Genomic DNA, 22,382 nt, shown 5'->3' on the forward strand with positions numbered 1-22,382 from the left:
CCCTTGCGGGTGCCCATATTCCCAAATACTTTATACGTGTATCATTACGTAATCTGAATTTAGCCTAAGAAATATGAAATTTACTGTCAGCGAAATTGCAAAAATGCTTGATGGAAAAGTTGTTGGCGATGAGACAATTACAATTAATTCAGCTGCAAAGATAGAGGAAGGCCATCCAGGCTCAATTTCTTTCCTGGCTAATAGTAAGTACGAAGCGCATATTTATGGCACGAAATCGTCGGCCGTCATTGTCAACAAAGATTTTACTCCGAAAACAGAGATTAAAACCACATTAATTTTTGTGGAAAATGCCTATACGGCCTTCACCATTTTGTTGGAAGAATACCAGAAGAGACTTCTGGGGACCAAAGTGGGCGTGGAGCAGCCAAGTTTTTTTGCGGAGACCAGTAGTATGGGGGAAGGGGCCTATAGGGGCGCTTTTTCTTATGTAGGCAATCACTGTAAGATAGGCAAAGAGGTGAAAATTTATCCCAATTGTTATATCGGTAATAATGTGGTGATAGGTGATAACTGTACTTTTCACCCGGGAGTGAAGATATACGATGATACTGTAATAGGTAATAATTGTACTATTTTTGCCAATACCGTCATCGGTGGCGATGGCTTTGGGTTCGCTCCTCAGGCCGACGGCTCGTATAAAGCCATCCCTCAGCTAGGCAATGTGGTCATAGAGGACGACGTCAGCATAGGTTCCAATACGGCGGTCGACTGCGCCACCATGGGCTCCACCATTATAAGGAAAGGGGTTAAGCTGGACAACCTCATACAGATCGCCCATAACGTGGAGATTGGCCGTAATACGGTCATAGCCGCCCAGACGGGGGTTTCCGGCTCAAGCCGAATCGGAGAGCAGTGTATCATTGCCGGACAGGTAGGGATTGCCGGGCATTTGACCCTAGCCAACCACACCAAAATTGGCGCCCAAAGTGGCCTGGGAAAGTCCATCAAAAAGGAAGGCATGTCCCTTTCGGGATCCCCTTCCAGGGATTTGACCGAACATCTACGCTCGATGGCTTCCGTGAGAAGATTGCCTGAAATTGAGAAAAGATTAAAAGAATTAGAGAATATCAGAGAGAATTCCCAGACCTTTGCCAAGGGGTAGGACGATGCTGATCGATCTTATGACAAAAAAATACGAGCCATGTTCTCGTAAGCCTATTAGTAATTGGTAGAATAGAATGAACGAAAAACAACAAACGATTTCCAAGTCGGTATCCGTTACGGGAGTCGGTTTACATACCGGGGTGGTGGCTACAATGACCTTTGTTCCTGCACCGGCCAATCATGGATATAAGTTTCAAAGGGTAGATTTGCCCGGTCAGCCGATCGTCGATGCCGACGTAGACAACGTGGTGGACCTCTCTCGTGGGACGACCATCGAGCAGAATGGAGCCCGGGTCAATACCGTAGAACATACCTTGGCGGCATTGGTCGGTCTACAGATCGACAATGTGCTGATTCAGCTCGACGGCCCCGAACCGCCCATTATGGATGGTAGCTCCATTAAGTTTGTCGATGCGCTGATCGGTGCTGGTATTGAGGAGCAAAACGCCTACCGTAATTATTTTGAGATTCCTGAGTTTATACATTATAAAAACAAGGAGAACAAAATCGAAATGGTGGCCCTTCCCTTGTCTGACTACCGCCTGACGGTGATGGTCGATTATAACTCGAAGGTGATCAGTAGCCAACACGCTTCATTGAATGATATCACCTTGTTTAAGGACGATATCGCTCAGTGCCGCACCTTCGTCTTTTTACATGAACTAGAGGCCTTGTACAAGCAAAACCTGATAAAAGGGGGTGACTTAACCAATGCCATCGTGATCGTAGATAGGGATGTGGAAGATGGAGAGCTGGATCATTTGTCGCAGCTGCTCAACAAGCCCAAGGTGAGCGTCGACGAGTCGAACGGGATCTTGAATAATGTAGACTTACATTTCTCCAATGAAATGGCCCGTCATAAGCTGCTGGACCTTATCGGGGATTTGGCTTTGATAGGACGCCCCATTAAAGCGCAGATCCTGGCTGCAAGGCCCGGCCACGCCGCCAATGTGGCTTTGGCCAAAAAGATTAAAAAGCTTATTAAGTCCTCTAAGTCGGACATACCCCAATATGACCCCAACAAAGCCCCTATTTTTGACATCAATCAGATAGGTCAATTATTGGCGCACCGATATCCTTTTCAGATGATCGATAAGATCATTGCATTGGATGAGAAAAGCGTGGTAGGGGTGAAGAACGTTACGATCAACGAGCAGTTCTTTATAGGCCATTTCCCGGGCAACCCCGTGATGCCTGGGGTGCTTCAGTTGGAGGCTATGGCACAAACGGGCGGTATATTGGTACTATCGAGTGTGCCCGATCCCGACAACTACTGGCCTTATCTTATAGGTATAGATGCATGCCGTTTCCGCCGGAATGTATTCCCAGGAGATACGGTGATTTTTAAATGTGAATTTACTTCTCCCATGAAACGGGGAATCGTCAAGATGAGTGGTCGCGGATACGTGTCCGGTCAGCTTGTATGTGAAGCGGATATGATAGCTAGCCTTGTAAAGAAAAAATGACACAGTCTTTGAGTTATGTTCATCCTGGCGCTAAGATCGCCCAAGATGTAGAAATTGAGCCATTTGCGATGATTCACGACGATGTAGAAATCGGTGAAGGGTCGTGGATAGGCTCGCATGCGGTAATCAATTCCGGAGCACGAATAGGGAAAAACTGTCGTATTTTTCCAGGAGCGGTAATATCCGCTACCCCACAAGACCTGAAGTATAATAATGAGTATACCTTTACCGTCATTGGCGACAACACCACCGTACGGGAATATGCTACCATTAGTAGGGGGACTGAGGAGCATTGGAAGACCGTCGTAGGGTCTGACTGTATGATTATGGCCTATGCGCATGTGGCGCATGATTGCCGGGTAGGGAATTATTGCATCATAGGCAATAATGTTCAGATGGCCGGCCATGTTCATGTGGGCGATTGGGCCATTATTAGCGCCCTGAGTGCCGTTCATCAGTTTGTCAAAATAGGCGCTCATGCCTTCATATCTGGCGCAACTTTGGTGCGCAAGGACGTCCCTCCGTATACCAAAGCGGCAAGAGAGCCCATTTCCTATGTAGGGATCAATTCCGTAGGCCTTCGACGCCGGGGCTTTAGTAACGAAAAAATTATCGAAATTCAGAACGTCTATCGGTATATCTATATGAAGGGCCTCAATAATGCCGAAGCCTTGCAACAAATAGAACTGGGATTACCCCCTTCCGACGAAAGGGATAATATCATCAACTTCGTACGCTCTTCCGAAAGAGGGATCATGCGTAGTCCCTTTCAGACGCACGCTTCTTCGGAAGGAGAGAGCCAAGCTTAGAAATACAGTACCTCATTACCAGCAACCTCCATTTATGGGGGTTGCTTTTTTTGTGGTTATAGCAAGAGCAGGGGCAGCGCTGGGAGCCAATCGAGTATTCCCCGGACCATCAGAGGGGGTATAATTTTGAACCTGCTAAAGAATATCGTGGCCTGTACGACGGCGATCAGCAACAGCAGCACGAGCACCCTATGGGTGAAGCGGTGGGGGCTGTAGTAGATCATCCATAGGTCGATCAGGACGATGAGCAGCAAGCCAACTTTCATCAGGAGGCGGATGGTAGGGCTACTGGTAGGGGCAGGGCTCAAGGGTTGCCGATCAGGACGGGGAATTAACGCATTCTGCAATAGTAAGCCTAGCCAAATGGCCGCCACGCCGAGGGATTCTGGTCCATAGCTCCAATATTGTAGAAAAGCCATCCATATGCCGGCCATAAGGAGCCCGATGAGTGCCAGGCGGCGGTGGAGGCTATAGGCCGAGGCCTTGAAGTAGCGCGGTACTGCCCACAAGTAAGCGGAAGCCAAGGCAAATACGGGGAGTATCAGCAGGGGCCTTGGGGCAAAAAAGGCGAGGATAAGCGATCCGACCATGCAGAGAGAGGCGAGTCGGACGAGGGAAACCTTATGATGCTTTAAGAAAGTCTGTTTGGCTTTGCTACAAGGGCCGGGCCTCCAGTAGGCGTAAAGAATCTGAAAAGCCAGAACGGAAATCCCAAGTAGTACGGGCGTGTCCCAATGAGCCTGGACGGCGCCTGTAGGGAGGGCGCCCAAAAGGATATAAATGCTCAAAGCACCTACGATGACCTGTGGAGATAGGTAGAGGCTATTGCGTAAAATGGAAGCGGGGGATGGTGGCATGGGTAGTCGGAAAATAGCGGGTGGGTATGCGTTAGGCTAAGATCGTAATCGGGTCCCCTTCCTTGACGAGTCCCACCTGGCTACATACCATATTCTGTCCAAAAAGTATTTTGTTGCCCACCTTACGATAGGTGGCGAGTGTTTTGAGGGGTTCACTGCCTTTTAAGGCAGTGGTGGGGTCTATGGTCGTCATCACACATCGGGAACATGGCTTTACGATATGAAAATGAACCTCCCCCTCCCCAATCCTGATTTCTTTTAGGTGGTCTTCCTGGTGGGGCGTAAAGCCCTTCACTACAAAATTGGGCCTAAAGCGGTTCATGGAGAGGGGGTGTTCCAGGCGCTTATTGAGTGCATCGAGGGAGTCCTGGCCTATCAGCAAAAAGGGGAATCCATCGGCAAAGCTTACGTTTTCCTGATTCACCGCGAAGCGGGCGTCAACGGGTCTCGCAGTGTCTTCGGTGAGTTGGACCAGTCGGACGGGCTGCTGCAGTACCTCACTCAGCCAAAGGTCTATGGCCTGATCGACGGCCCTGGCTTCCACCACATCGTCCCATATCGTCACGGGTAGGGTAGGACCGTTGCTGGACTGGTATGGAACCAGTACCGACCCTGCCTCTGGTTTGGAAATGCGTATTCCACCGGGCTCCAGGGTGGTTTGGAGCAAGGCCATAGTAGGGAGGGTACGTTGGGAGAGAAACAGGCCATTGCCGTTCACGATCATCCACCGACGGTCCCACTGAAGGCCTCTTTCCAAGGCCATCCCTTCGCTCAGGCGGATACCTGTCAGGGATTTGATGGGATAGATCCAGATTTCGGAGAGGGTCATGGTGGCCATAAGATGTGGACTAGGATTAAATTATAGTTATTTTAGTTCAGTTAATCGAATAATATAGGAGCCCCAGCCTTACAGGTGCATCCGCGGCATGGGGCTGGCCGATTGATCGGCGAAATCGCCCGCTAAAAATTTATAATGAGCGGCCATGGCGATCATCGCCGCATTGTCGGTACAGTACTCAAAGTCGGGGATATAGGTCTTCCACTGGTGTTTATGAGCCAGCTCCACCAGGGCTTTCCGCAAACCAGAATTGGCCGAAACACCTCCCGCTATGGCTATCTCCTTGATTCCCGTTTCCCTGGAGGCCCGTTTCAGTTTGTTCATCAGGATCTCAATAAGGGTATGCTGTACGCTGGCACAGATATCCGCTAAGTTCTTCGGGATAAACTCGGGCTCTTGCTGGACCTGTTTTTGAAGGAAATACAAGATCGACGTTTTAATACCACTAAAAGAGTAGTCGAGGCCAGGCATTTCGGTCAGCGGAAAGGGGTAGGCCAAGGGGTTGCCCTCTTTGGCGTAGCGGTCTATGAGTGGGCCTCCAGGATAGGGTAGCCCCAGGAGCTTGGCGGTCTTGTCGAAGGCTTCTCCCACGGCATCATCCTTGGTCTGCCCGATTACCTCCATAGCTAGGGGGCTATTCACCCGCACGATTTGGGTATGGCCCCCACTTACCGTAAGGCATAAAAATGGGAAGCTGGGCTGGGGAGCGGTGATAAAATGTGCCAAAACATGCGCCTGCATATGATTTACCTCTATAAGCGGGATTCCTAAGCCCAGGGCCATGGCCTTAGCGAAGGAGGTGCCTACCAATAAGGCGCCTAATAATCCGGGTCCTTTCGTAAAGGCCACTGCATCGAGGTCAATTTTTGCTACTTTTGCATCGGATAAGGCCTTGGTGACGACCGGAAGAATATGCTGCTGGTGCGCACGGGAGGCGAGCTCAGGCACTACGCCCCCATATTGGGCGTGGATAAGCTGGGTGGCTATAACATTGGAGGCTATCTGTCCGTTTACTATTACAGCTGCTGAGGTTTCGTCGCAGGACGATTCAATAGCGAGAATATTCATAGGGTAATCGAAAAATAATTTACAAAAGTAAGCATTAATATACAGTGATGGATAGGTAATCCAACGAATTGGCGAGAGGAAGGGCCGTTTATCATCGTAAAATTTTATGACAACATTCCTTAAGGAACTATTTAATGGACTCGTAGTGGTATTCATCTTTGCCTTGCTGGCATTGGGGATTTGTACCATTGCTTTACAATTCCCTTCTGTTCAGACCCGCGCGGTACGGTATGCAACCCATAGCATTTCCGATAAGCTGGGTTACCCTGTGGGGATACAGCGGGTCAACATCAAATGGTTCGATGTGGTATCTCTCGAAGGGGTGTCGGTAAAAGATACCAGCCAAAAAGAAATGATAGATGTGGGCCGGATCGACGTGAACCTCAATCTTTCACAGTTGATTCAAGAGTCGGACCGCGATATTCATTTAGATGAGGTGAATGTATACCAGCCCAAGGTAAAGTTGGTGGTGGTGCCCGAGGCTGGCATGTTAAATATCGATGGATTTATAGAGCGCATCGCCGAACTCACCGCTCCGGCCACTCCGCGCCCGCCCAATGCGCCAGAAAATAACATTCCCTTTACCATTGGCAAGTCCAAGGTCACCGACGGGAGCCTTTCTTACGACGACCCGAGGATGGAACGCCGGAGGGGTAGTCGGGTGTTCGACTATTCGCATTTTACATTGGAGGGGATTTCTGGAGATCTGAAAGACTTTCTGGTGCAAGGGGATACCATCTCTTTCGATGCTACGGGGTTGAAGGCCCAGGATGTGCAAACCGGTCTGCGCATGCATCGGTTAAATACCAATTTTTTGTTTTGCCAAAAGAAGATGGAACTCAACGACCTAGATGCTTTTATAGGGAGTTCTCATATTCAGGATCAGGTCGCCTTTTACTATAACCGGTCGGGGGAGTTAGGCGATTTTAACCATAAGGTGTTTATCAAAGGCCGCCTGCACGACAGCCGGATTAGCTCCCAGGATCTGGGCTTGTTCTCGACCTACGTGGACGCTCTAGATGAGACCTGGCTGGTGTCGGGGGCATTCAATGGCAAGGTAGACGATTTTGTCTTTAGCCATTCTAGCTTACAATTTGGGTCGGGAAGTATCGTCAAAGGGGATTTGGGTTTTAAGGGCTTGCCCGACCTGGATCGGGTAAGGATGGACTTACGCCTGGAAGATACCCGGATCCTGCCTACAGATATTGTACAGTATTATCCCGATCTGCCGATAAATAACCTGGAGAAATTTGGCCTGTCTACTATTTCAGGACATTATGATGGGGACTTGACTGATTTTACCATCAAAGCCCAAGTGCTGTCCGAATTGGGAAGCACCAATTTTGACCTGCTGTTTCATGTGGTCGACAGCCAGTCTACCACCTATAAGGGAACCGTGCAGACGAAGGGTTTCGACCTCGGCCGCCTGCTGGAGGATCCTGCAACCTACCAAAAGCTCGATTTTGAGGGGAGCATCGCCGGTAAAGGACTCGCTTTGGCGTATGCCTCTACCCAGATGGACGGTCGTATCAGTAAAATCGGTTTTAAGAATTATGCCTACCAAAATATTAAGCTGAAAGGCAATCTTCAAAATCAATATTTTCATGGTGGCGTCAGCGCCCGAGATAGCAATTTTGTTTTCGATCTGAATGGGGAGTTTGATCTCTCCCAGGCTCAAAATTATTTCGATGTGCGGGGCTCGGTGGCCCGGGCCAATCTTCGGGAAATGGGGTTCTCCAAGGATAGTATCACCCTCTCCACCGATTTGGACGTGAAGCTTAGCGGCAATGATATCGACGAATTGATGGGGAAAGCCTTTTTGTTGAATACCTTTTTGTTACATACCGGCAACGGTCGGAATTTGGTGGTGGACTCCCTGTCTTTTTCCTCCAGCATGGACCAAGGGCAACGGACCTTATCGCTCAATAGCGAATTCCTGACGGCCTACCTAAAGGGGGACTTCCTGCCCACGGAAGCCTGGCAGGACGTCACCAGGCTTCTGGAGGAGTATAAGCTATATTTTTTCGATACGGAAGTCAACCGACAGCACTACTACGCCCAAAAGCCACGCCAACAGGTCAAAAAACGATACCGAATCGACTATGGTGTGGATACCAAGGACCTTACCAATTTCTTTTCGTTCCTAAGTCCCGACTTGTCCATTTCTAAGGGCGCCCAGGTTCGGGGCAATTTTAGGCTGGACCAAACCGCTTTTCTGTCGATGAACTTCCTGGCCGATACCTTGAGCTATGGCCACAGCCAATTTGTAAAAACGGAAATTGACCTGGCCACCTCCAAATATACCAACAGCTCGGAAGTACTGGCGTCGATGTTGGTCTTGTCCGATCATCAACGGATCAGCCAGCTGGTGCCCACCAAAAATTTGGTGTTTGAAGGGGCCTGGGATGTGGATCATATCGATTTTAATGGGGGGCTCCGCCAGGAGGGAAGCACCAATAATGCCAACTTGAATGGAGAGATCCGCTTTTTGTCCGATGGGCTGACGGTTGGGTTTAGTAACTCCAAGCTCAATCTGCTGGAGGAGGTATGGGAAGTACCTACCAACGGGCAGTTACTATTTAATGGTTCGGATATCCAATTCAAAAATTTGGGTTTGGTGAGTGGGAAGCAGCGTTTGGGCGTCAACGGGATCATCAGCGCCGATCCCATGAAGTCCTTGGTGCTCGATGTACGTAACTTTAAGCTAAGTTCTTTGAATCCCTTGTTCGATACCCGGTTGTCGGGGATCATGGATGGGACGGCCAAGCTGCGGGATGTGTACAATAACTTACAGCTCGATACCCAGACCAAAATAGAAGGGCTGGGCTATGGGAAATACGAATTTGGGAATTTTGCCGCTGCCGGCGATTGGGACCCCGTCTCGGGAGAACTCATCGTAGAGGCGATTTTAAATAAAAACCTTAAAAAGGTTTTTGATATCACCGGCGTATACAAGCCTAAAGCCCCCGTGAATTCCCTGAACTTAAAGGCCAATTTGAGGCAGTTTGAGCTCAAAGCCCTGGAGCCCTTCGCTGGGGGGCTGGTGTCGGAAGTAGGAGGGGCTGTAATGGGAGCGATAGGGGTGAAAGGCAGCCTGATGGCGCCTATCCTGGAGGGGACGCTTCAGGTGGAGCAAGGTAAAATGAAGTTCGACTATCTACAATCGGTTTTTACCTTTAGCGATCAGATCAATATTAGGGAGGGGGAGTTTTCGGTTAACAACATGGTGCTTACCGATCCCGATGGCAATACGGCCGTGGTGCGGGGAGGCGTGTACCACGACGGCTTCAAATATTTCTCCTTAGGCTTTAACGCCGACCTGAAGGGTTTTAAAATCCTTAACACCAGTCCTAAAAATGGGGATTCATTTTATGGTACTGCTTATGTTACTGGGCCTGTTAGCGTATTTGGGAATATCAACAAGCTGAATATAGAGGCCAATGCCACCAGCAATAAGGGTACCAAAATATATATTCCACTCGACGGAGCCACGGAGGTCGCTACCCAGGATTATATCCAATTTGTAAGCCAACTTCCCCGGCAGGATGGGACCGCTCAGGGGGCTGACCCGGCCATGGAGAAGACTTTGAGTGGGGTTAAAATGGATTTTAATTTCAACCTTACTCCCGACGCCCAGTGTGAAATTATATTTGACCGGCAAACGGGCGATCTCATCAGTGGGGTAGGTAGTGGACGTATTAATATGAATATCGATACTCAAGGCGATTTTACGATGTCGGGGACCTATGAAATAGAAAGGGGTAATTATGATTTTAGCCTTCAAAATGTGATTAGTAAGCGGTTTACCATTAAGCCAGGGAGTAGGATCGTGTGGTCGGGCGACCCGTATGGCGCACAGTTGGACGTCAAAGCGGGTTATACCCAATCGGTATCCCTGTTGGGCGTGTTGCCAAGCAATACGACGGGCACGACCAACGACGCCCTGTCGCGCCGTTACCCTGTGGAGGTGACCATTGGGCTGTCCGATAAACTCCTCGCCCCGCAGATCAAGTATGACCTGAAGATTCTCGACAACCCTACCTTGAGTTCTAATAACTACCAGGGCTATCTGGAGGCCTTTCAAAATAAGTTGAGGACCAACGAGCAGGAGCTCAGCAGGCAGGTGACCAGCCTTTTGGTATTGAATCAGTTGCAACCCGAAACGAACCTGGTAAATCAAACATCGGGGCAGAATTTCCTAGGCAATAGCATCAGCGAGCTGGTGTCCAATCAGATCAGTCGATGGGCTTCGGAGATCAATGAGAATTTGGAGGTAGGGGTGTCAGGACTGTCTTTGGACCAAAATGCACTCAATAACATACAGTTAAGATTCTCCTATCGGTTTCTTAACGACCGTTTCCGGGTAACCCGTGATGGGCGCATCAGCAATGGCAGCGTTGGGGGAGTCACTACCTATAATGCCGCCAGCTTATTAGGAGAGTGGACCCTGGAGTATTGGCTTAACCGCAGCGGGTCGGTCAGGGTGAAGGCCTATAATAGGAACATACAGAATTCCTTTTATTTAAACAGTTTTACGACCGGAGGCGTAAGTATGCAGTTTACCCATAGTTTCAACAGGTTTGTACCCCTTCCCAAACCGGGACTGGAGCCGACTCCCAGCTCCGAAGATTCGCTATCCGAAGCAGAAAACAAAGAGAAGTGGGCTGCCGATAGACCCATCCAATAGGTCATGGGAATAACGGCAGCGATGCCCTGTGGCTAGCTCTTATCTCGTGAGCTCCTGCTTAATAGCATGAATGCGCTGGTTGAAGTCGATTTCCTCGAAGTGAATCCCTGGTACGCATGTCGCTTGTAAATACTCCATAATAGGCTGGGGGTGAGGGACTCTCCGACCATTCTCGATGCTTACGTGTTTGGAGGTAGACCATAATACGGTTTTTAATTCGGTTTTTTGGTCGTTGGTCATGAAATACTCTGTCACCATAGTGTCCTCATTATAATGAATCACCCTGGAGGTAATTCGAACCCATTCGCTGATCTTGGCGGGCCTTACGTAGGCGATTTGGTGCTGGTACACCACCCAACTGGTACGCAACTCCCGGAACATGGCTTCGTAGCTGAACCCGTAAAGCTTGGATACCTGGTCTTCTCGAGCATTGAAAAAATAATCGAAATACTTAGAGTTATTGAGGTGCATCAGGGGGTCGCAGTCCTGAAAACGAATAATCATTCTGGACTCGGCCTCTATGGGCATATTGGCAAGATCTACTGTAAAAAGCATATTTCGAAAGGATTGACTAAGACGAGCTTCTGTTTATTGACCTCTGTACCGAACGGCTATTCCACTGAGCATATAGCCTTCTTTGCTGATGGAGGTATAATACTTGTATTTAACTTCTATAAGGGCATCTGCTCCTATTTTCTGAGCTTTTAACACCAGTTTAGCCAATAGGAGTTCCTTCGTCCTGGCATCGTTACCCCGCATCAACATTTTTTTATCCGTGGTTTGTCCCGCTGTCAGGGAGTCCTCGCTCCCGATTTCAATCAGTCCGATTTCCGAATAGGGACGATCGACCGCCTGGTTTTCGTAAAAAACATCTATGGGGTATTTAGTGGAGCTGGAGATGGGTATGGCGCAGCTAATGACCCCCAATAGGAGCAGCAGGAATAAGGCACTGTGTTGTTTTTTAGGTTTGTTCATGGGTTGGTGTTTGTAAAACTCTTAAATACCCGGTTCGGGTCTTTGATTTATATTCGATGGGTTTAAATAAACTGTGGCAAAGCCCCATTTTATTTAAAGTCATTTTTTGTCTGTCATCTGGGGGGCTAGTTTATAAGCTCCTCGAGCGATTTCCTACCAATGGTTAAAATTAGGGCAAATAGCCAGGTTAAGCAAACGCCCCGCCTGCGCTAAACTAGGATAATAAAATGTGATTTTTGAATATCATGAGAAAGTTTGGCCATAGTGGAAGGATATTTGGCATATTAACCCTTTCTTAATTCCGATATTTGATGGTCCCTTTATACCTTTACGGGGTAGTATATTTTAGTTGATTTGATTGGCCGCTAGAGGTACCCGATAGGAGTGCTGAATGGCTATCACTAGTATGGCAAATATTTGACGCAAGGAGTACCGCTTATCTGCCGACATTTGCTGGTAAAAAATGGTTTTAATATTGTTTTATTCTTTTATTTAATAATTTTTTGATTTTGAGAAAAATAACACTTTGGGTGCTTTTTTGTGCAGTATGTTGCATGGGGCAAGCACAGGCTCAGGCCAAGAAAACCACTAAAACCTCCAGTTTGGCCCGTCCAAAATTGGTGGTAGGGATTGTAGTAGACCAGATGCGCTACGATTATCTCTATCGGTACTATGACCTATACACTGAAGGAGGGATCAAACGGATGATGAATGAAGGGTTTAATTTCCGTAATACGCATTACGGTTATGCCATTACGGTGACTGCCGCCGGTCATTCTTCCATATACACAGGGTCGGTTCCGGCTATCAACGGTATTGTAGGCAACGAATGGTACGACCGAGTTAGTGGGCAAGGCGTCTATTGTGTTGATGACAGCACGGTAGCTACAGTGGGTAGCGATAACGTGTCGGTAGGGAAGATGTCGCCTCGGAACATGTATACGAGTACGGTGACCGATCAACTTCGTATTGCTACCAATTTCAGAGCCAAAACTATTGGGGTAGCTATTAAGGATCGCGGTTCTATTTTACCGGCAGGCTATTCCGCCAACGGCTCCTACTGGTTCGACTCCAAGACGGGGAACTGGGTGACCAGCACCTATTATATGGATGCCCTTCCACAATGGGTGGTCGATTATAATAATCTTAAAAAGCCTGCTGAATACCTGCGTAAGGGATGGGAGCTGCTTTTACCGGCTGAGGCCTATACCCAAAGTACTGTCGACGACGTTCCCTGGGAAGGTGTATTGCAGGGGTCGACCCGTCCGGTCTTTCCCTATGAGTTGGCCGGAACGGCTGGCAATGCCTACGATATAGTTTCCAATACGCCTTGGGGAAATACCATCACCAAAGAAATGGCCATAGCCGCTATTAAGGGGGAGAATTTGGGAAGGAACGGAGAGACGGACTTTTTGGCCGTAAGTTTCTCTTCTCCCGACAAGATTGGCCATAGGGTAGGGCCCAACTCCATTGAGCAGCAAGATAATTTCTTACGCCTCGATCGGGAGTTTGCCGACTTGTTTAGTTTCCTAGATACTTGGGTAGGGAAGGGCGAGTATACCGTCTTTTTGTCGGCCGACCATGGTGTGGCCGATGTGCCGGGCTTCGCTCAGGCCAACAAATTGCCAGGTGGATTAATGAGCTCTTCGGCTATCAATAAGGCGATACAAACAACAATGACCGAAAAATTTGGATCAGAGAATTATATTATAGCTCAAGAGAACTACCAGTTATATCTCGATCATGGCTTGCTGGCTAAGAAAGGGTTTACAGTGGCTCAGGTGAAAGATGCTATCCGGGAGGCTTTGTTGCCGATGGAGGGCATCGCCGATGTTTTGAACTTGAATGAGTTGAATTCTGGCTCGGTAAATGCCTATCAAGCCGAATTATTCAAAAATAATGTTCATGCCAAGAGAAGCGGTGATATTCAGATTATGATTCAGCCAGGCTATCTGTTTGGGTCTAAAACGGGAACTTCCCATGGCACGCCCTATAATTATGATACCCATGTGCCGTTTGTGATGTTCGGTTGGGGGGTCAAAAAAGGAGAAACTCTAAGAAGGACTTCTGTTTGCGATATTGCACCCACCCTATCGGCCTTGCTCCATATTCTGCCCCCAAATGGCAGTATAGGTTTGCCGGCAGAGGAAGCCTTGAAATAGGTTCGAAAACCTTATTAAGGTAAAAAAGCGGGACGCCGTCCGGTTAAAGGCGGCGTCCCGTGAAACTAAAGGCGGCGCGCCGCCTTGTTAAAGGTTAAAAAGCCGACTGCCGAAAGCCGACTGCCGCCTAGGATTCCACCACAATGAGCACAATGCCTCTGGCTTCTATAATCTTCACCTTGCTCCCAGCGCTAATGGGGGTTTTATTTGAAGACAATGCGATCCATTCGGCACCACGGTAGTAAATTTTACCTTCTTTCCCTCCATCAATATCTTTGATCACCATGGCCGTTTCGCCTACAAACTCGGAGTATTCGTGTTGCTTACCTTTTCCTCCCAGGAGGCGTCGTGCATGCTTGCGGAGTAGCAGCATCGATGATAAGGAAATGACGGAAAAGGCGACGATTTGTATTTCGATTCCTGGTAATATGCCGAGTATGGCCAGCAAAGCCGTTAATAATGCCCCTATGGAGAAGAACACAAAAACCAATACGACACTTATCAACTCCAGGACTAGCATGATGAGTCCTACAATTAACCAGATTTGAGGTAGAGACAGGTCTATCATTATTTCTTTTGGTCAGATTTTACTACTGTAAGGGCCGTGGCTATCAGTGAGCCTATGTCGGCGAGGTTTGAGGGAAGTATAAGCGTGTTACCCTCCTTGGCCAACTTGCCGAACTGTTCTACATAGTTCTCGGCCACTTTGAGCTGTACGGCCTCCATCCCTCCTTCTTTTTGTATGGCCTCGGCCACCAGCCTAATCCCTTCGGCATTGGCTTCGGCAACGGAGCGGATGGCCGCCGCTTCACCTTCAGCTTCATTGATCTGCCGTAACCGCAGAGCTTCCGACTCCAGCACGACTTTTTGCTTTTGTCCTTCGGCAACATTTATAGCTGCCTGTTTTTCTCCATCCGATTGCAGGATCACCGAACGCCTTTCACGCTCTGCCTGCATTTGTTTTTCCATGGCGATCAATACACTTTGGGGAGGCGTGATGTTCTTGATTTCATAGCGCAGCACTTTTACCCCCCAACCTATTGCCGCTTCGTCGATACTATCGACTACGGCCCTATTAATGATCATCCGTTCTTCGAAGGTTTTATCGAGGTCCAGTTTTCCTATTTCGCTACGCATGGTCGTTTGGGCCAATTGGATAACGGCAAAAGTATAATCTGAAATACCATAAGCGGCCTTTTTAGGGTCTATCACCTGTATAAAGATGACCCCATCCATACGCACTTGGACGTTGTCGCGGGTGATACAGATCTGCTCGGGAATGTCTATGGCCGCTTCTTTCAAATTGTATTTATAGGCTACGCGGTCGAAAAACGGGATGATGAAGTTGATACCCGGCTGGAGCACGGTATAAAATTTCCCGAGCCGTTCCAGTACGTAGGCTTTTTGTTGGGGAACCACCTTCACAGTCATCAGGATGGTCAATACCACCAGGACGAGGAGAATAACGAATGCAGGCATAGTAAGTAGAGGTTTGTTTATTTTTTATGAAATTAGGTCTAATCTCAAGGGTTTCCTAAGTAACTGGTACCAACGATCTTTCTAGATGGGCTATCGGCCGCTTAGGAGGATGGATGGTATTGTTGATTTATTTTAATATTTCTTTGGAAATTACCATTTTTTGTATTTCGCTGGTTCCTTCTCCAATGGTACATAACTTGCTATCTCTATAAAACTTTTCTACCGGATAGTCCTTGGTAAATCCATAACCACCAAAAATTTGCACGGCTTCGTTAGCGACCCTCACGGCCGTTTCGGAGGAATGGTACTTGGCCACAGCTCCCGACAGGCTTACCTTTTGGCCCTGGTCTTTCTGATGGCCTGCATGGAAAGTGAGTAGCGACGAAGCCTGGATGTCGGTATACATATCGGCGAGCTTAAAGGCGATACCTTGGAAAGAGGAGATGGGCTTTCCGAACTGTTGACGCTCTTTGGAGTAGGCTAGGGCCGCTTCATAGGCTCCAAGGGCCGTGCCCACTCCCAAGGCGGCTATAGAAATGCGCCCTCCGTCCAGCACTTTTAACGACTGGATAAATCCCTCCCCCACTTCACCCAGCCGCTGGCTATCGGGTATCCGGCAGTCTTCAAATAGTAACTCAACAGTTTCTGAGGCCCGCATTCCCAGCTTATTTTCCTTACGCCCGGCGGTAAATCCCGGGGTGCCTTGCTCAATCACAAAGGCGGTGGCCCCATGTTTGTCCCCCGGCTCACCGGTACGGGTAATTAATACGGTTACATTTCCGCTTTTGCCATTCGTGATAAAGTTTTTTGACCCATTAATGATCCATCCATCCCCGTCTTTTACGGCCGTAGTTTTCATATTGCCGGCATCGGAGCCAGTATTGGGCTCGGTAAGCCCCCAAGCACCTATCCATTCGCCAGTGGCCAGGCGGGGTAGGTATTTGGTTTTCTGATCCTCATTGCCAAACATCAGGATGTGGTTGGTACATAGGGAATTATGGGCGGCCATAGAGAGGCCTATGGAAGGGTCGACTTTCGACAGGGCGATAATAGCGGTGATATATTCCTGATAGCCTAAGCCAGCTCCTCCATAGGATTCGGGTACTAGCATCCCCATAAGGCCCAGCTGGCCCAGTTCTCGGAATACTTGTACTGGGAAATGCTGGCTTTCGTCCCATTCCTGTAGCTTGGGGATCATATGTATACTGGCAAAGTCTCTTACCGTGTCTTGTATCAGCCGGCAGTTTTCATTGCGCTCGTCGGAGGGGGTGTGTGCGGTGGTTGGGTTCATAGTCGTTGATGTTTAGTATGTTTTACCAATAATAAAAAGAAATCAACGTAATTCCCGTGCCAATCAATAACAAAAGTAAAATAGGGGGGGAGCAATTCGCTTAAAAAAATTACTTTTGCATCCATATCTAAAAGGTGATTACTTAAATTAATACAATTTTGTTTTTACCCATACATTTCATTTCGATATTTTAAAACACATATTATGAAAATTGCAGTTGTTGGAACAGGATACGTGGGCTTGGTTACCGGTACATGTTTTGCCGAGACGGGAAATCAGGTCGTTTGTGTCGATATAGATGAAAGAAAAGTAAAGATGCTTCAAGGTGGAGAAATACCCATCTATGAACCTGGGCTCGATGTGTTGTTCGATAGGAATGTTGCAGAGGGGCGTTTACAGTTTACAACGAATCTTAGTGAGGGAATTAAGGAAGCGGAGGTAATCTTTTTGGCCCTTCCCACTCCTCCCGGAGAAGATGGCTCGGCCGATTTGAAATATATCCTCAAAGTAGCCGATGACCTGGGCAATATACTGGACCATTATGCGGTGGTCATCGATAAGAGTACCGTTCCTGTTGGTACGGCCGAGAAAGTGACGGCTGCCATTGCCAAAAATGCTAAGGTCGACTTTGACGTAGTGTCTAACCCGGAGTTCCTAAGAGAAGGCGTGGCCGTCGAGGACTTTATGAAGCCCGATCGGGTGGTGGTAGGTACTACCTCGGCGAAGGCCAAAAAAATCATGGAGAAGCTCTATGCCCCTTTGGTGCGGCAGGGTAACCCGGTGATTTTTATGGACGAGCGCTCTGCCGAAATGACCAAATATGCTGCTAACTCATTCTTGGCCATGAAGATTACCTTTATGAACGAGATCGCCAACCTTTGCGAAAAAGTAGGGGCCAACGTCGATGATATCCGTAGAGGAATAGGCACCGATAGCCGAATAGGCAAAAGGTTTCTTTTCGCCGGTATTGGGTATGGGGGAAGTTGTTTCCCGAAAGATGTTCAGGCTTTAGCCAAGACCTCGGCCGACTATGACTATGATTTTAGGATTCTTAAATCGGTGATGGATGTCAATTACGACCAAAAGAAAAAGCTGTTGCCTATGGTGAATAGCTATTTTAATAATGACTTAAAGGGTAAAACCATCGCCGTTTGGGGACTGGCCTTTAAGCCCTATACCGATGATATTCGGGAGGCTCCAGCCTTGGAAAACATAGAAGCGTTATTACAAGCGGGTGCGCAGGTGGTGGTATATGATCCGGAGGCGATGGCCAATGTAAAGGGGCTCCTTGGCGATCAGATTACCTATTGCCACACCCCTTATGCCGCCTTGGACGATGCGGATGGGCTCATGATCTTCACTGAATGGCCTCAGTTCCGCACTCCGGAATTTGACAAAATGGGTAAATTGCTTAAAAATAAGGTGATCTTTGATGGAAGAAACCTCTATGAACTCGAGCAAATGAAAGAATTAGGGTATACCTATTTCAGCATTGGCCGTGGCTGTGTGGATCCTCAAGAAGCCTAATAAGCTTTGGGAAGTCTTTGAAAAGCAAGTTTTTGTACGATTGTTCGATAAACTTGCAGGATATTCGCCAGAGATTCCCTAATATTAATATTTACTAGAGTTAGAAACATAAATAAGCAAATATTTACATGAAACGTGTATTAATTACAGGCGCAGCAGGTTTTCTAGGTTCTCACCTTTGCGAGCGTTTTCTGAAAGAAGGCATGTACGTGATAGGCATGGACAATTTGATAACGGGCGATATGCGCAATATCGAACATCTGATGCCCAATCCGAACTTTGAGTTTTACCACCACGACGTGACCAAATATGTGCATGTTCCGGGTGAGCTCGATTATATCATGCACTTTGCTTCGCCAGCAAGCCCTATCGACTACCTGAAGATCCCCATTCAGACCCTTAAGGTTGGAGCGATGGGGACGCATAACCTCCTAGGACTAGCCCGGGTAAAGAAAGCACGTTTCATTATTGCATCGACCTCCGAGGTGTATGGTGATCCATTGGTACATCCTCAAACCGAAGACTATTGGGGGCATGTGAACCCCATAGGGCCTCGCGGATGCTACGACGAGGCTAAGCGGTATCAGGAAGCCATTACGATGGCCTATCACCGTTACCATGGCATCGAAACTAGGATTGTTCGTATCTTTAATACCTATGGTCCTCGGATGCGCCTCAACGACGGCCGGGTTTTGCCTGCCTTCATCGGACAGGCCCTTAGGGGCGAAGACCTTACCGTATTTGGCGACGGCTCTCAGACCCGGTCGTTCTGCTATGTAGACGACCTCGTAGAGGGTATTTACCGCCTGTTGCTGAGCGACTACGCCCTGCCTGTTAACATAGGGAACCCAGCCGAGATTACCATCAAGGAGTTTGCCGAGGAGATCATTAAACTGACCGGTACGGAGCAAAAAGTTATCTATAAGCCCCTCCCTCAGGACGATCCCAAGCAGCGCCAGCCCGATATTACTAAGGCCCAGGAAATATTAGGATGGGAGCCTAAGGTATTACGGGAAGAAGGGTTAAAAATCACCTACGATTATTTCCGGAACCTGCCCACCGAACGGCTTTATGAAGAGTCGAACCATAGGGGCTTTGAAGGTTTTAGCCAAGATAAGTAAGTATATTAAAGTAAAAAGAGGCCGTTTCAGATGAAACGGCCTCTTTTTATATGCTAAATATTAAATTCTATACCTCCATAATCTCCTTTTCCTTCAGGGAAAGGATCTGCTCTACTTTGGCAATAAAGCTATCGGTAAGCTTTTGTACCTTGTCTTCGCTCTGCTTAACCAAGTCTTCGGCTACGCCTTCTTTGGTTAATTTACGCAAGGCGTTATTGGCATCCTGACGGATGTTACGAATGTTTATCTTTGCCGTTTCTATCTCTGCTTTGGCTCTTTTTACGAGTTCACGACGTCGCTCTTCATTGAGCGGGGGAACGGATATACGAATCATTTCGCCATCGTTGGAGGGGGCAAAACCTAGGTTTCCATTGCGAATTGCCTTTTCGATATCATTGATGATTTTCTTTTCAAAAGGCCTGATCGCGATCGTACGAGCATCAGGGGTATTGATGGTGGCCACATTTTGAATGGGCGTCATTGAACCATAGTATTCGATCTGAAGGCCCTCTAGCATTTGAGGAGTAGCTTTTCCAGCCCTTATTTTACCCAATTCGATCAATAAGTGCTTAATGGCCCCATCCATAGTTTGCTGGGCATCTTCCAGATATAATTCTATTTCTTCCATTACTATTATTTATTTTAGCGTTAGTTCGATATTAAGGTCCCCACCGTTTTACCCATCACCAGGTCGAATAGGTTTCCTGGCTTGTTCATGTCGAATACGATGATCGGCACATTGTTTTCCTTACATAAGGTAAATGCCGTGAGATCCATGATCTTTAGATTTTTATTGAGGGCTTCGTCGAAAGTTAGCCTGTCGTATTTGGTAGCCTGAGCATCTTTTTCCGGATCGGCCGTATACACTCCGTCTACGCGTGTTCCTTTCAGTACCACTTCGGCCTCCGATTCTACCGCTCTAAGCCCCGCCGTGGTGTCGGTAGTAAAGTAGGGGTTTCCAGTTCCGGCGCCAAAAATTACGACTCTGCCCCGCTCCAAATGGCGAATGGCCCTTCTACGAATGAGGGGCTCGCACACTTGCTCCATTTTTATGGCCGACATGAGTCTGGTTTTTAGGCCATGTTTCTCTAGAGAACTCTGAACGGCCATACCATTAATTACCGTGGCTAACATGCCCATATGATCGCCTTGTACCCGATCGATACCAGACTTCTCTACGGATGCTCCTCTGAAAATGTTACCACCTCCTATCACCACGGCCACCTGAACTCCAGCATCTGCGATTTTTTTGATTTCAACCGCATAGTTATCCAGAATATTAAAGTCAATTACCTGACCTTTGTCTCCTCCATTGAGGGCCTCTCCGCTTAGCTTTAGCAGTATCCGTTTATATTTCAGTTGTGACATGTTATCGTTTTGCTGTTTATTTCTCGTAAAAATAATGTTAGTGTATCCAGAAAACCAAGTTATTTACTGAAACTCCATCAATACCTGGTTTTTTTCGACTATATCACCGGCTTTAACCTTAATAGACTTTACCGTGCCACTTCCATTGGATTTAAGTACATTTTCCATTTTCATGGCTACCAGCACCAAGAGGTTATCTCCAAGGCTTATATGCTCACCTTCTGCCTTATAAATGGCCTGGATGAGCCCTGGCATAGGGGCCCTGAGTACATTAAGCTTTTTGGCGGTGCCTGTCTGCATTCCCATGGCCGTCAGCAACAGGTCGAGCTCATCTTTTAGCTCAGTACGAATCTCTACTCCATTGATCAGCAATGTGGCCGACTTGTCGGCTGTGGAGTGCTCCACCACCAAAATGTCGAAAGAGTGATGCCTCCATATCAGATGAAAATGGTGGTCGTTGAGGCGTACCAAGTCGCCCGTAAAGGGCTGGTCATCTATCATGAGCTCCCTCCCTTTAACGGAGAGTTGGAAGATTTGTGGTTCAGTCGTACTGCTGTCGGATACCTTTATTTTTAGCATGCCCATTCCTGATAATGTTCTTTCACTTCTTGCAGGATCTGACAAATCTCGTCGTAGGACATAGACTCTACCAAACGCATGCGGAAGGGTTTGAAATGATCCATTCCCCTGAAATAATTGGTATAATGGCGGCGCATCTCCAGAATTCCTAGGACGGGTCCTTTCCAACGGATGGAGAAGTCCAGGTGTTTCTGACAGGTGGCTACCCGGTTGGCCAAGGTTGGCAGGGCCCTTCGGGTTCCCGTCCTGACGTAATGCTTGATGTCGTCGAAGATCCAGGGGTTGCCAATAGAGGCTCGCCCAATCATGATACCATCTACCCCATAGCGGTTTTTGTACTCCAGGGCTTTCTCTGGGGAGTCGATGTCCCCATTTCCGAATATAGGAATTTGGATGCGACTGTTCTCTTTTACTTTAGCAATGAGCGACCAGTCGGCCTCGCCTTTATACATTTGCACCCTGGTACGCCCATGGATGGAGAGGGCCTGAATGCCGATGTCCTGAAGGCGCTCGGCTACCTCGGTAATGTTTTTGGTCGATTCGTCCCAGCCCAGTCGGGTTTTGACGGTTACCGGCAGTGGGGTGGACTTGACAACGGCCTCAGTCATCCGCACCATTTTGGGGATGTCCTGTAACAAGGCGGCTCCAGCGCCCTTGCAGGCGACATTCTTGACGGGGCAGCCATAGTTGATGTCGATCAGGTCGGGGTTGACTTGCGTAGCGATGTCGGCACAGGAGCCCATCGTTTCGATATCGCTGCCAAACAGCTGAATGCCTACGGGCCTTTCATATTCGAAAATGTCGAGCTTTTTTCGACTCTTCACCGCATCCCTTATAAGACCTTCTGAGGATACAAATTCGGTATACATCAGGTCGGCTCCATGTTCCTTACACACTGCCCGAAATGGGGGATCGCTTACGTCCTCCATGGGAGCGAGTAAGAGTGGGAAGTCCCCTAATTCTATTTTTCCGATTTTCACCATGTTCTTAAACAAATAGCCGTACGAACGGCTTCATTTTGATCCTGCCA

19 protein-coding genes are annotated in these 22,382 nt (G+C 48.0%); 7 read left to right on the forward strand and 12 right to left on the reverse strand.

All coding sequences use genetic code 11. The features are described from left to right. Positions 1-73 precede the first annotated feature (73 nt). The 3 genes from lpxD to lpxA all read left to right on the forward strand — a co-directional run bounded on the left by lpxD (position 74) and on the right by lpxA (position 3,400). Positions 74-1,123, forward strand: coding sequence for a UDP-3-O-(3-hydroxymyristoyl)glucosamine N-acyltransferase (gene lpxD, locus CLV98_RS03400; RefSeq protein WP_109672765.1), 1,050 nt, complete (start codon positions 74-76; stop codon positions 1,121-1,123). A 76-nt stretch (positions 1,124-1,199) separates the two neighbouring features. Further along, the gene (locus tag CLV98_RS03405; protein WP_109672767.1) at positions 1,200-2,591 is read left to right on the forward strand and encodes a bifunctional UDP-3-O-[3-hydroxymyristoyl] N-acetylglucosamine deacetylase/3-hydroxyacyl-ACP dehydratase; all 1,392 of its coding nucleotides are present in this window, start codon (positions 1,200-1,202) and stop codon (positions 2,589-2,591) included. After that, on the forward strand, positions 2,588-3,400 hold the full coding sequence (gene lpxA / locus CLV98_RS03410; protein ID WP_109672768.1) for an acyl-ACP--UDP-N-acetylglucosamine O-acyltransferase: 813 nt from the start codon (positions 2,588-2,590) through the stop codon (positions 3,398-3,400). The genes CLV98_RS03405 and lpxA overlap by 4 nt, the downstream gene beginning before the upstream one ends. A 56-nt stretch (positions 3,401-3,456) precedes the next feature. Here lpxA and CLV98_RS03415 read toward each other — a convergent pair whose 3' ends face one another. The 3 genes from CLV98_RS03415 to tsaD all read right to left on the reverse strand — a co-directional run bounded on the left by CLV98_RS03415 (position 3,457) and on the right by tsaD (position 6,163). After that, a complete protein-coding gene (locus CLV98_RS03415) occupies positions 3,457-4,257 on the reverse strand; it encodes a hypothetical protein (protein ID WP_109672770.1) in 801 nt (266 codons plus the stop codon). 31 nt (positions 4,258-4,288) lie between these two features. Then, entirely contained in the window at positions 4,289-5,095 is an 807-nt protein-coding gene (locus CLV98_RS03420) for an MOSC domain-containing protein (RefSeq protein ID WP_310588691.1), read from the reverse strand. Positions 5,096-5,164: 69 nt separating this feature from the next. Beyond that, positions 5,165-6,163: a tRNA (adenosine(37)-N6)-threonylcarbamoyltransferase complex transferase subunit TsaD gene (tsaD, locus tag CLV98_RS03425; RefSeq protein ID WP_109672772.1), complete on the reverse strand. Its 999-nt coding sequence runs from the start codon at positions 6,161-6,163 to the stop codon at positions 5,165-5,167. A 106-nt stretch (positions 6,164-6,269) separates the two neighbouring features. Between tsaD and CLV98_RS03430 the strand changes: the two genes are divergently transcribed. After that, positions 6,270-10,850: a translocation/assembly module TamB domain-containing protein gene (locus CLV98_RS03430; RefSeq protein ID WP_109672774.1), complete on the forward strand. Its 4,581-nt coding sequence runs from the start codon at positions 6,270-6,272 to the stop codon at positions 10,848-10,850. Positions 10,851-10,889: 39 nt separating this feature from the next. Here CLV98_RS03430 and CLV98_RS03435 read toward each other — a convergent pair whose 3' ends face one another. Beyond that, positions 10,890-11,405, reverse strand: a complete 516-nt coding sequence (locus CLV98_RS03435; RefSeq protein WP_109672776.1) for an acyl-CoA thioesterase — start codon at positions 11,403-11,405, stop codon at positions 10,890-10,892. Positions 11,406-11,438: 33 nt separating this feature from the next. After that, complete coding sequence (locus CLV98_RS03440) at positions 11,439-11,825, reverse strand: hypothetical protein (RefSeq protein ID WP_109672778.1); 387 nt, start codon at positions 11,823-11,825, stop codon at positions 11,439-11,441. Positions 11,826-12,379: 554 nt separating this feature from the next. On the opposite strand from CLV98_RS03440, the gene pafA reads away from it, so the two are divergent. Further along, positions 12,380-13,987, forward strand: a complete 1,608-nt coding sequence (gene pafA, locus CLV98_RS03445) for an alkaline phosphatase PafA (RefSeq protein WP_109672779.1) — start codon at positions 12,380-12,382, stop codon at positions 13,985-13,987. Positions 13,988-14,114: 127 nt separating this feature from the next. On the opposite strand, the gene CLV98_RS03450 is transcribed toward pafA, so the two are convergent. The 3 genes from CLV98_RS03450 to CLV98_RS03460 all read right to left on the reverse strand — a co-directional run bounded on the left by CLV98_RS03450 (position 14,115) and on the right by CLV98_RS03460 (position 16,757). After that, positions 14,115-14,555 (reverse strand): NfeD family protein, encoded by a 441-nt coding sequence (locus CLV98_RS03450; protein WP_229203183.1) that lies wholly within the window; start codon positions 14,553-14,555, stop codon positions 14,115-14,117. Then, positions 14,555-15,466: an SPFH domain-containing protein gene (locus CLV98_RS03455; protein WP_109672781.1), complete on the reverse strand. Its 912-nt coding sequence runs from the start codon at positions 15,464-15,466 to the stop codon at positions 14,555-14,557. The genes CLV98_RS03450 and CLV98_RS03455 overlap by 1 nt, the downstream gene beginning before the upstream one ends. A 127-nt stretch (positions 15,467-15,593) precedes the next feature. Continuing rightward, on the reverse strand, positions 15,594-16,757 hold the full coding sequence (locus CLV98_RS03460) for an acyl-CoA dehydrogenase family protein (RefSeq protein WP_109672783.1): 1,164 nt from the start codon (positions 16,755-16,757) through the stop codon (positions 15,594-15,596). Between the two features lie 204 nt (positions 16,758-16,961). On the opposite strand from CLV98_RS03460, the gene CLV98_RS03465 reads away from it, so the two are divergent. Both CLV98_RS03465 and CLV98_RS03470 read left to right on the forward strand, forming a co-directional pair. Further along, complete coding sequence (locus CLV98_RS03465) at positions 16,962-18,284, forward strand: UDP-glucose dehydrogenase family protein (protein WP_109672785.1); 1,323 nt, start codon at positions 16,962-16,964, stop codon at positions 18,282-18,284. A 128-nt stretch (positions 18,285-18,412) separates the two neighbouring features. After that, a complete protein-coding gene (locus CLV98_RS03470; RefSeq protein ID WP_109672787.1) occupies positions 18,413-19,405 on the forward strand; it encodes a UDP-glucuronic acid decarboxylase family protein in 993 nt (330 codons plus the stop codon). A gap of 67 nt (positions 19,406-19,472) precedes the next feature. On the opposite strand, the gene frr is transcribed toward CLV98_RS03470, so the two are convergent. From frr to dusB, 4 genes are all read right to left on the reverse strand, one after another. Continuing rightward, positions 19,473-20,033, reverse strand: coding sequence for a ribosome recycling factor (gene frr / locus CLV98_RS03475; protein WP_109672789.1), 561 nt, complete (start codon positions 20,031-20,033; stop codon positions 19,473-19,475). Between the two features lie 20 nt (positions 20,034-20,053). Continuing rightward, a complete protein-coding gene (gene pyrH, locus CLV98_RS03480) occupies positions 20,054-20,773 on the reverse strand; it encodes a UMP kinase (protein WP_109672791.1) in 720 nt (239 codons plus the stop codon). A gap of 63 nt (positions 20,774-20,836) precedes the next feature. Then, entirely contained in the window at positions 20,837-21,352 is a 516-nt protein-coding gene (locus CLV98_RS03485) for an acyl-CoA carboxylase biotin carboxyl carrier protein subunit (protein ID WP_158281194.1), read from the reverse strand. After that, entirely contained in the window at positions 21,346-22,335 is a 990-nt protein-coding gene (dusB, locus tag CLV98_RS03490) for a tRNA dihydrouridine synthase DusB (protein WP_109672794.1), read from the reverse strand. The genes CLV98_RS03485 and dusB overlap by 7 nt, the downstream gene beginning before the upstream one ends. Positions 22,336-22,382 lie beyond the last annotated feature (47 nt).

It is taken from the genome of Dyadobacter jejuensis, from assembly GCF_003149085.1.
Lineage (GTDB): Bacteria > Bacteroidota > Bacteroidia > Cytophagales > Spirosomataceae > Dyadobacter > Dyadobacter jejuensis.

Coding starts and splice junctions, on each gene's coding strand:
- lpxD (WP_109672765.1), top strand. CDS start 74: ATGAAATTTACTGTCAGCGAAATTGCAAAAATGCTTGATGGAAAAGTT.
- CLV98_RS03405 (WP_109672767.1), top strand. CDS start 1,200: ATGAACGAAAAACAACAAACGATTTCCAAGTCGGTATCCGTTACGGGA.
- lpxA (WP_109672768.1), top strand. CDS start 2,588: ATGACACAGTCTTTGAGTTATGTTCATCCTGGCGCTAAGATCGCCCAA.
- CLV98_RS03415 (WP_109672770.1), bottom strand. CDS start 4,257: ATGCCACCATCCCCCGCTTCCATTTTACGCAATAGCCTCTACCTATCT.
- CLV98_RS03420 (WP_310588691.1), bottom strand. CDS start 5,095: ATGGCCACCATGACCCTCTCCGAAATCTGGATCTATCCCATCAAATCC.
- tsaD (WP_109672772.1), bottom strand. CDS start 6,163: ATGAATATTCTCGCTATTGAATCGTCCTGCGACGAAACCTCAGCAGCT.
- CLV98_RS03430 (WP_109672774.1), top strand. CDS start 6,270: ATGACAACATTCCTTAAGGAACTATTTAATGGACTCGTAGTGGTATTC.
- CLV98_RS03435 (WP_109672776.1), bottom strand. CDS start 11,405: ATGCTTTTTACAGTAGATCTTGCCAATATGCCCATAGAGGCCGAGTCC.
- CLV98_RS03440 (WP_109672778.1), bottom strand. CDS start 11,825: ATGAACAAACCTAAAAAACAACACAGTGCCTTATTCCTGCTGCTCCTA.
- pafA (WP_109672779.1), top strand. CDS start 12,380: ATGGGGCAAGCACAGGCTCAGGCCAAGAAAACCACTAAAACCTCCAGT.
- CLV98_RS03450 (WP_229203183.1), bottom strand. CDS start 14,555: ATGATAGACCTGTCTCTACCTCAAATCTGGTTAATTGTAGGACTCATC.
- CLV98_RS03455 (WP_109672781.1), bottom strand. CDS start 15,466: ATGCCTGCATTCGTTATTCTCCTCGTCCTGGTGGTATTGACCATCCTG.
- CLV98_RS03460 (WP_109672783.1), bottom strand. CDS start 16,757: ATGAACCCAACCACCGCACACACCCCCTCCGACGAGCGCAATGAAAAC.
- CLV98_RS03465 (WP_109672785.1), top strand. CDS start 16,962: ATGAAAATTGCAGTTGTTGGAACAGGATACGTGGGCTTGGTTACCGGT.
- CLV98_RS03470 (WP_109672787.1), top strand. CDS start 18,413: ATGAAACGTGTATTAATTACAGGCGCAGCAGGTTTTCTAGGTTCTCAC.
- frr (WP_109672789.1), bottom strand. CDS start 20,033: ATGGAAGAAATAGAATTATATCTGGAAGATGCCCAGCAAACTATGGAT.
- pyrH (WP_109672791.1), bottom strand. CDS start 20,773: ATGTCACAACTGAAATATAAACGGATACTGCTAAAGCTAAGCGGAGAG.
- CLV98_RS03485 (WP_158281194.1), bottom strand. CDS start 21,352: ATGCTAAAAATAAAGGTATCCGACAGCAGTACGACTGAACCACAAATC.
- dusB (WP_109672794.1), bottom strand. CDS start 22,335: ATGGTGAAAATCGGAAAAATAGAATTAGGGGACTTCCCACTCTTACTC.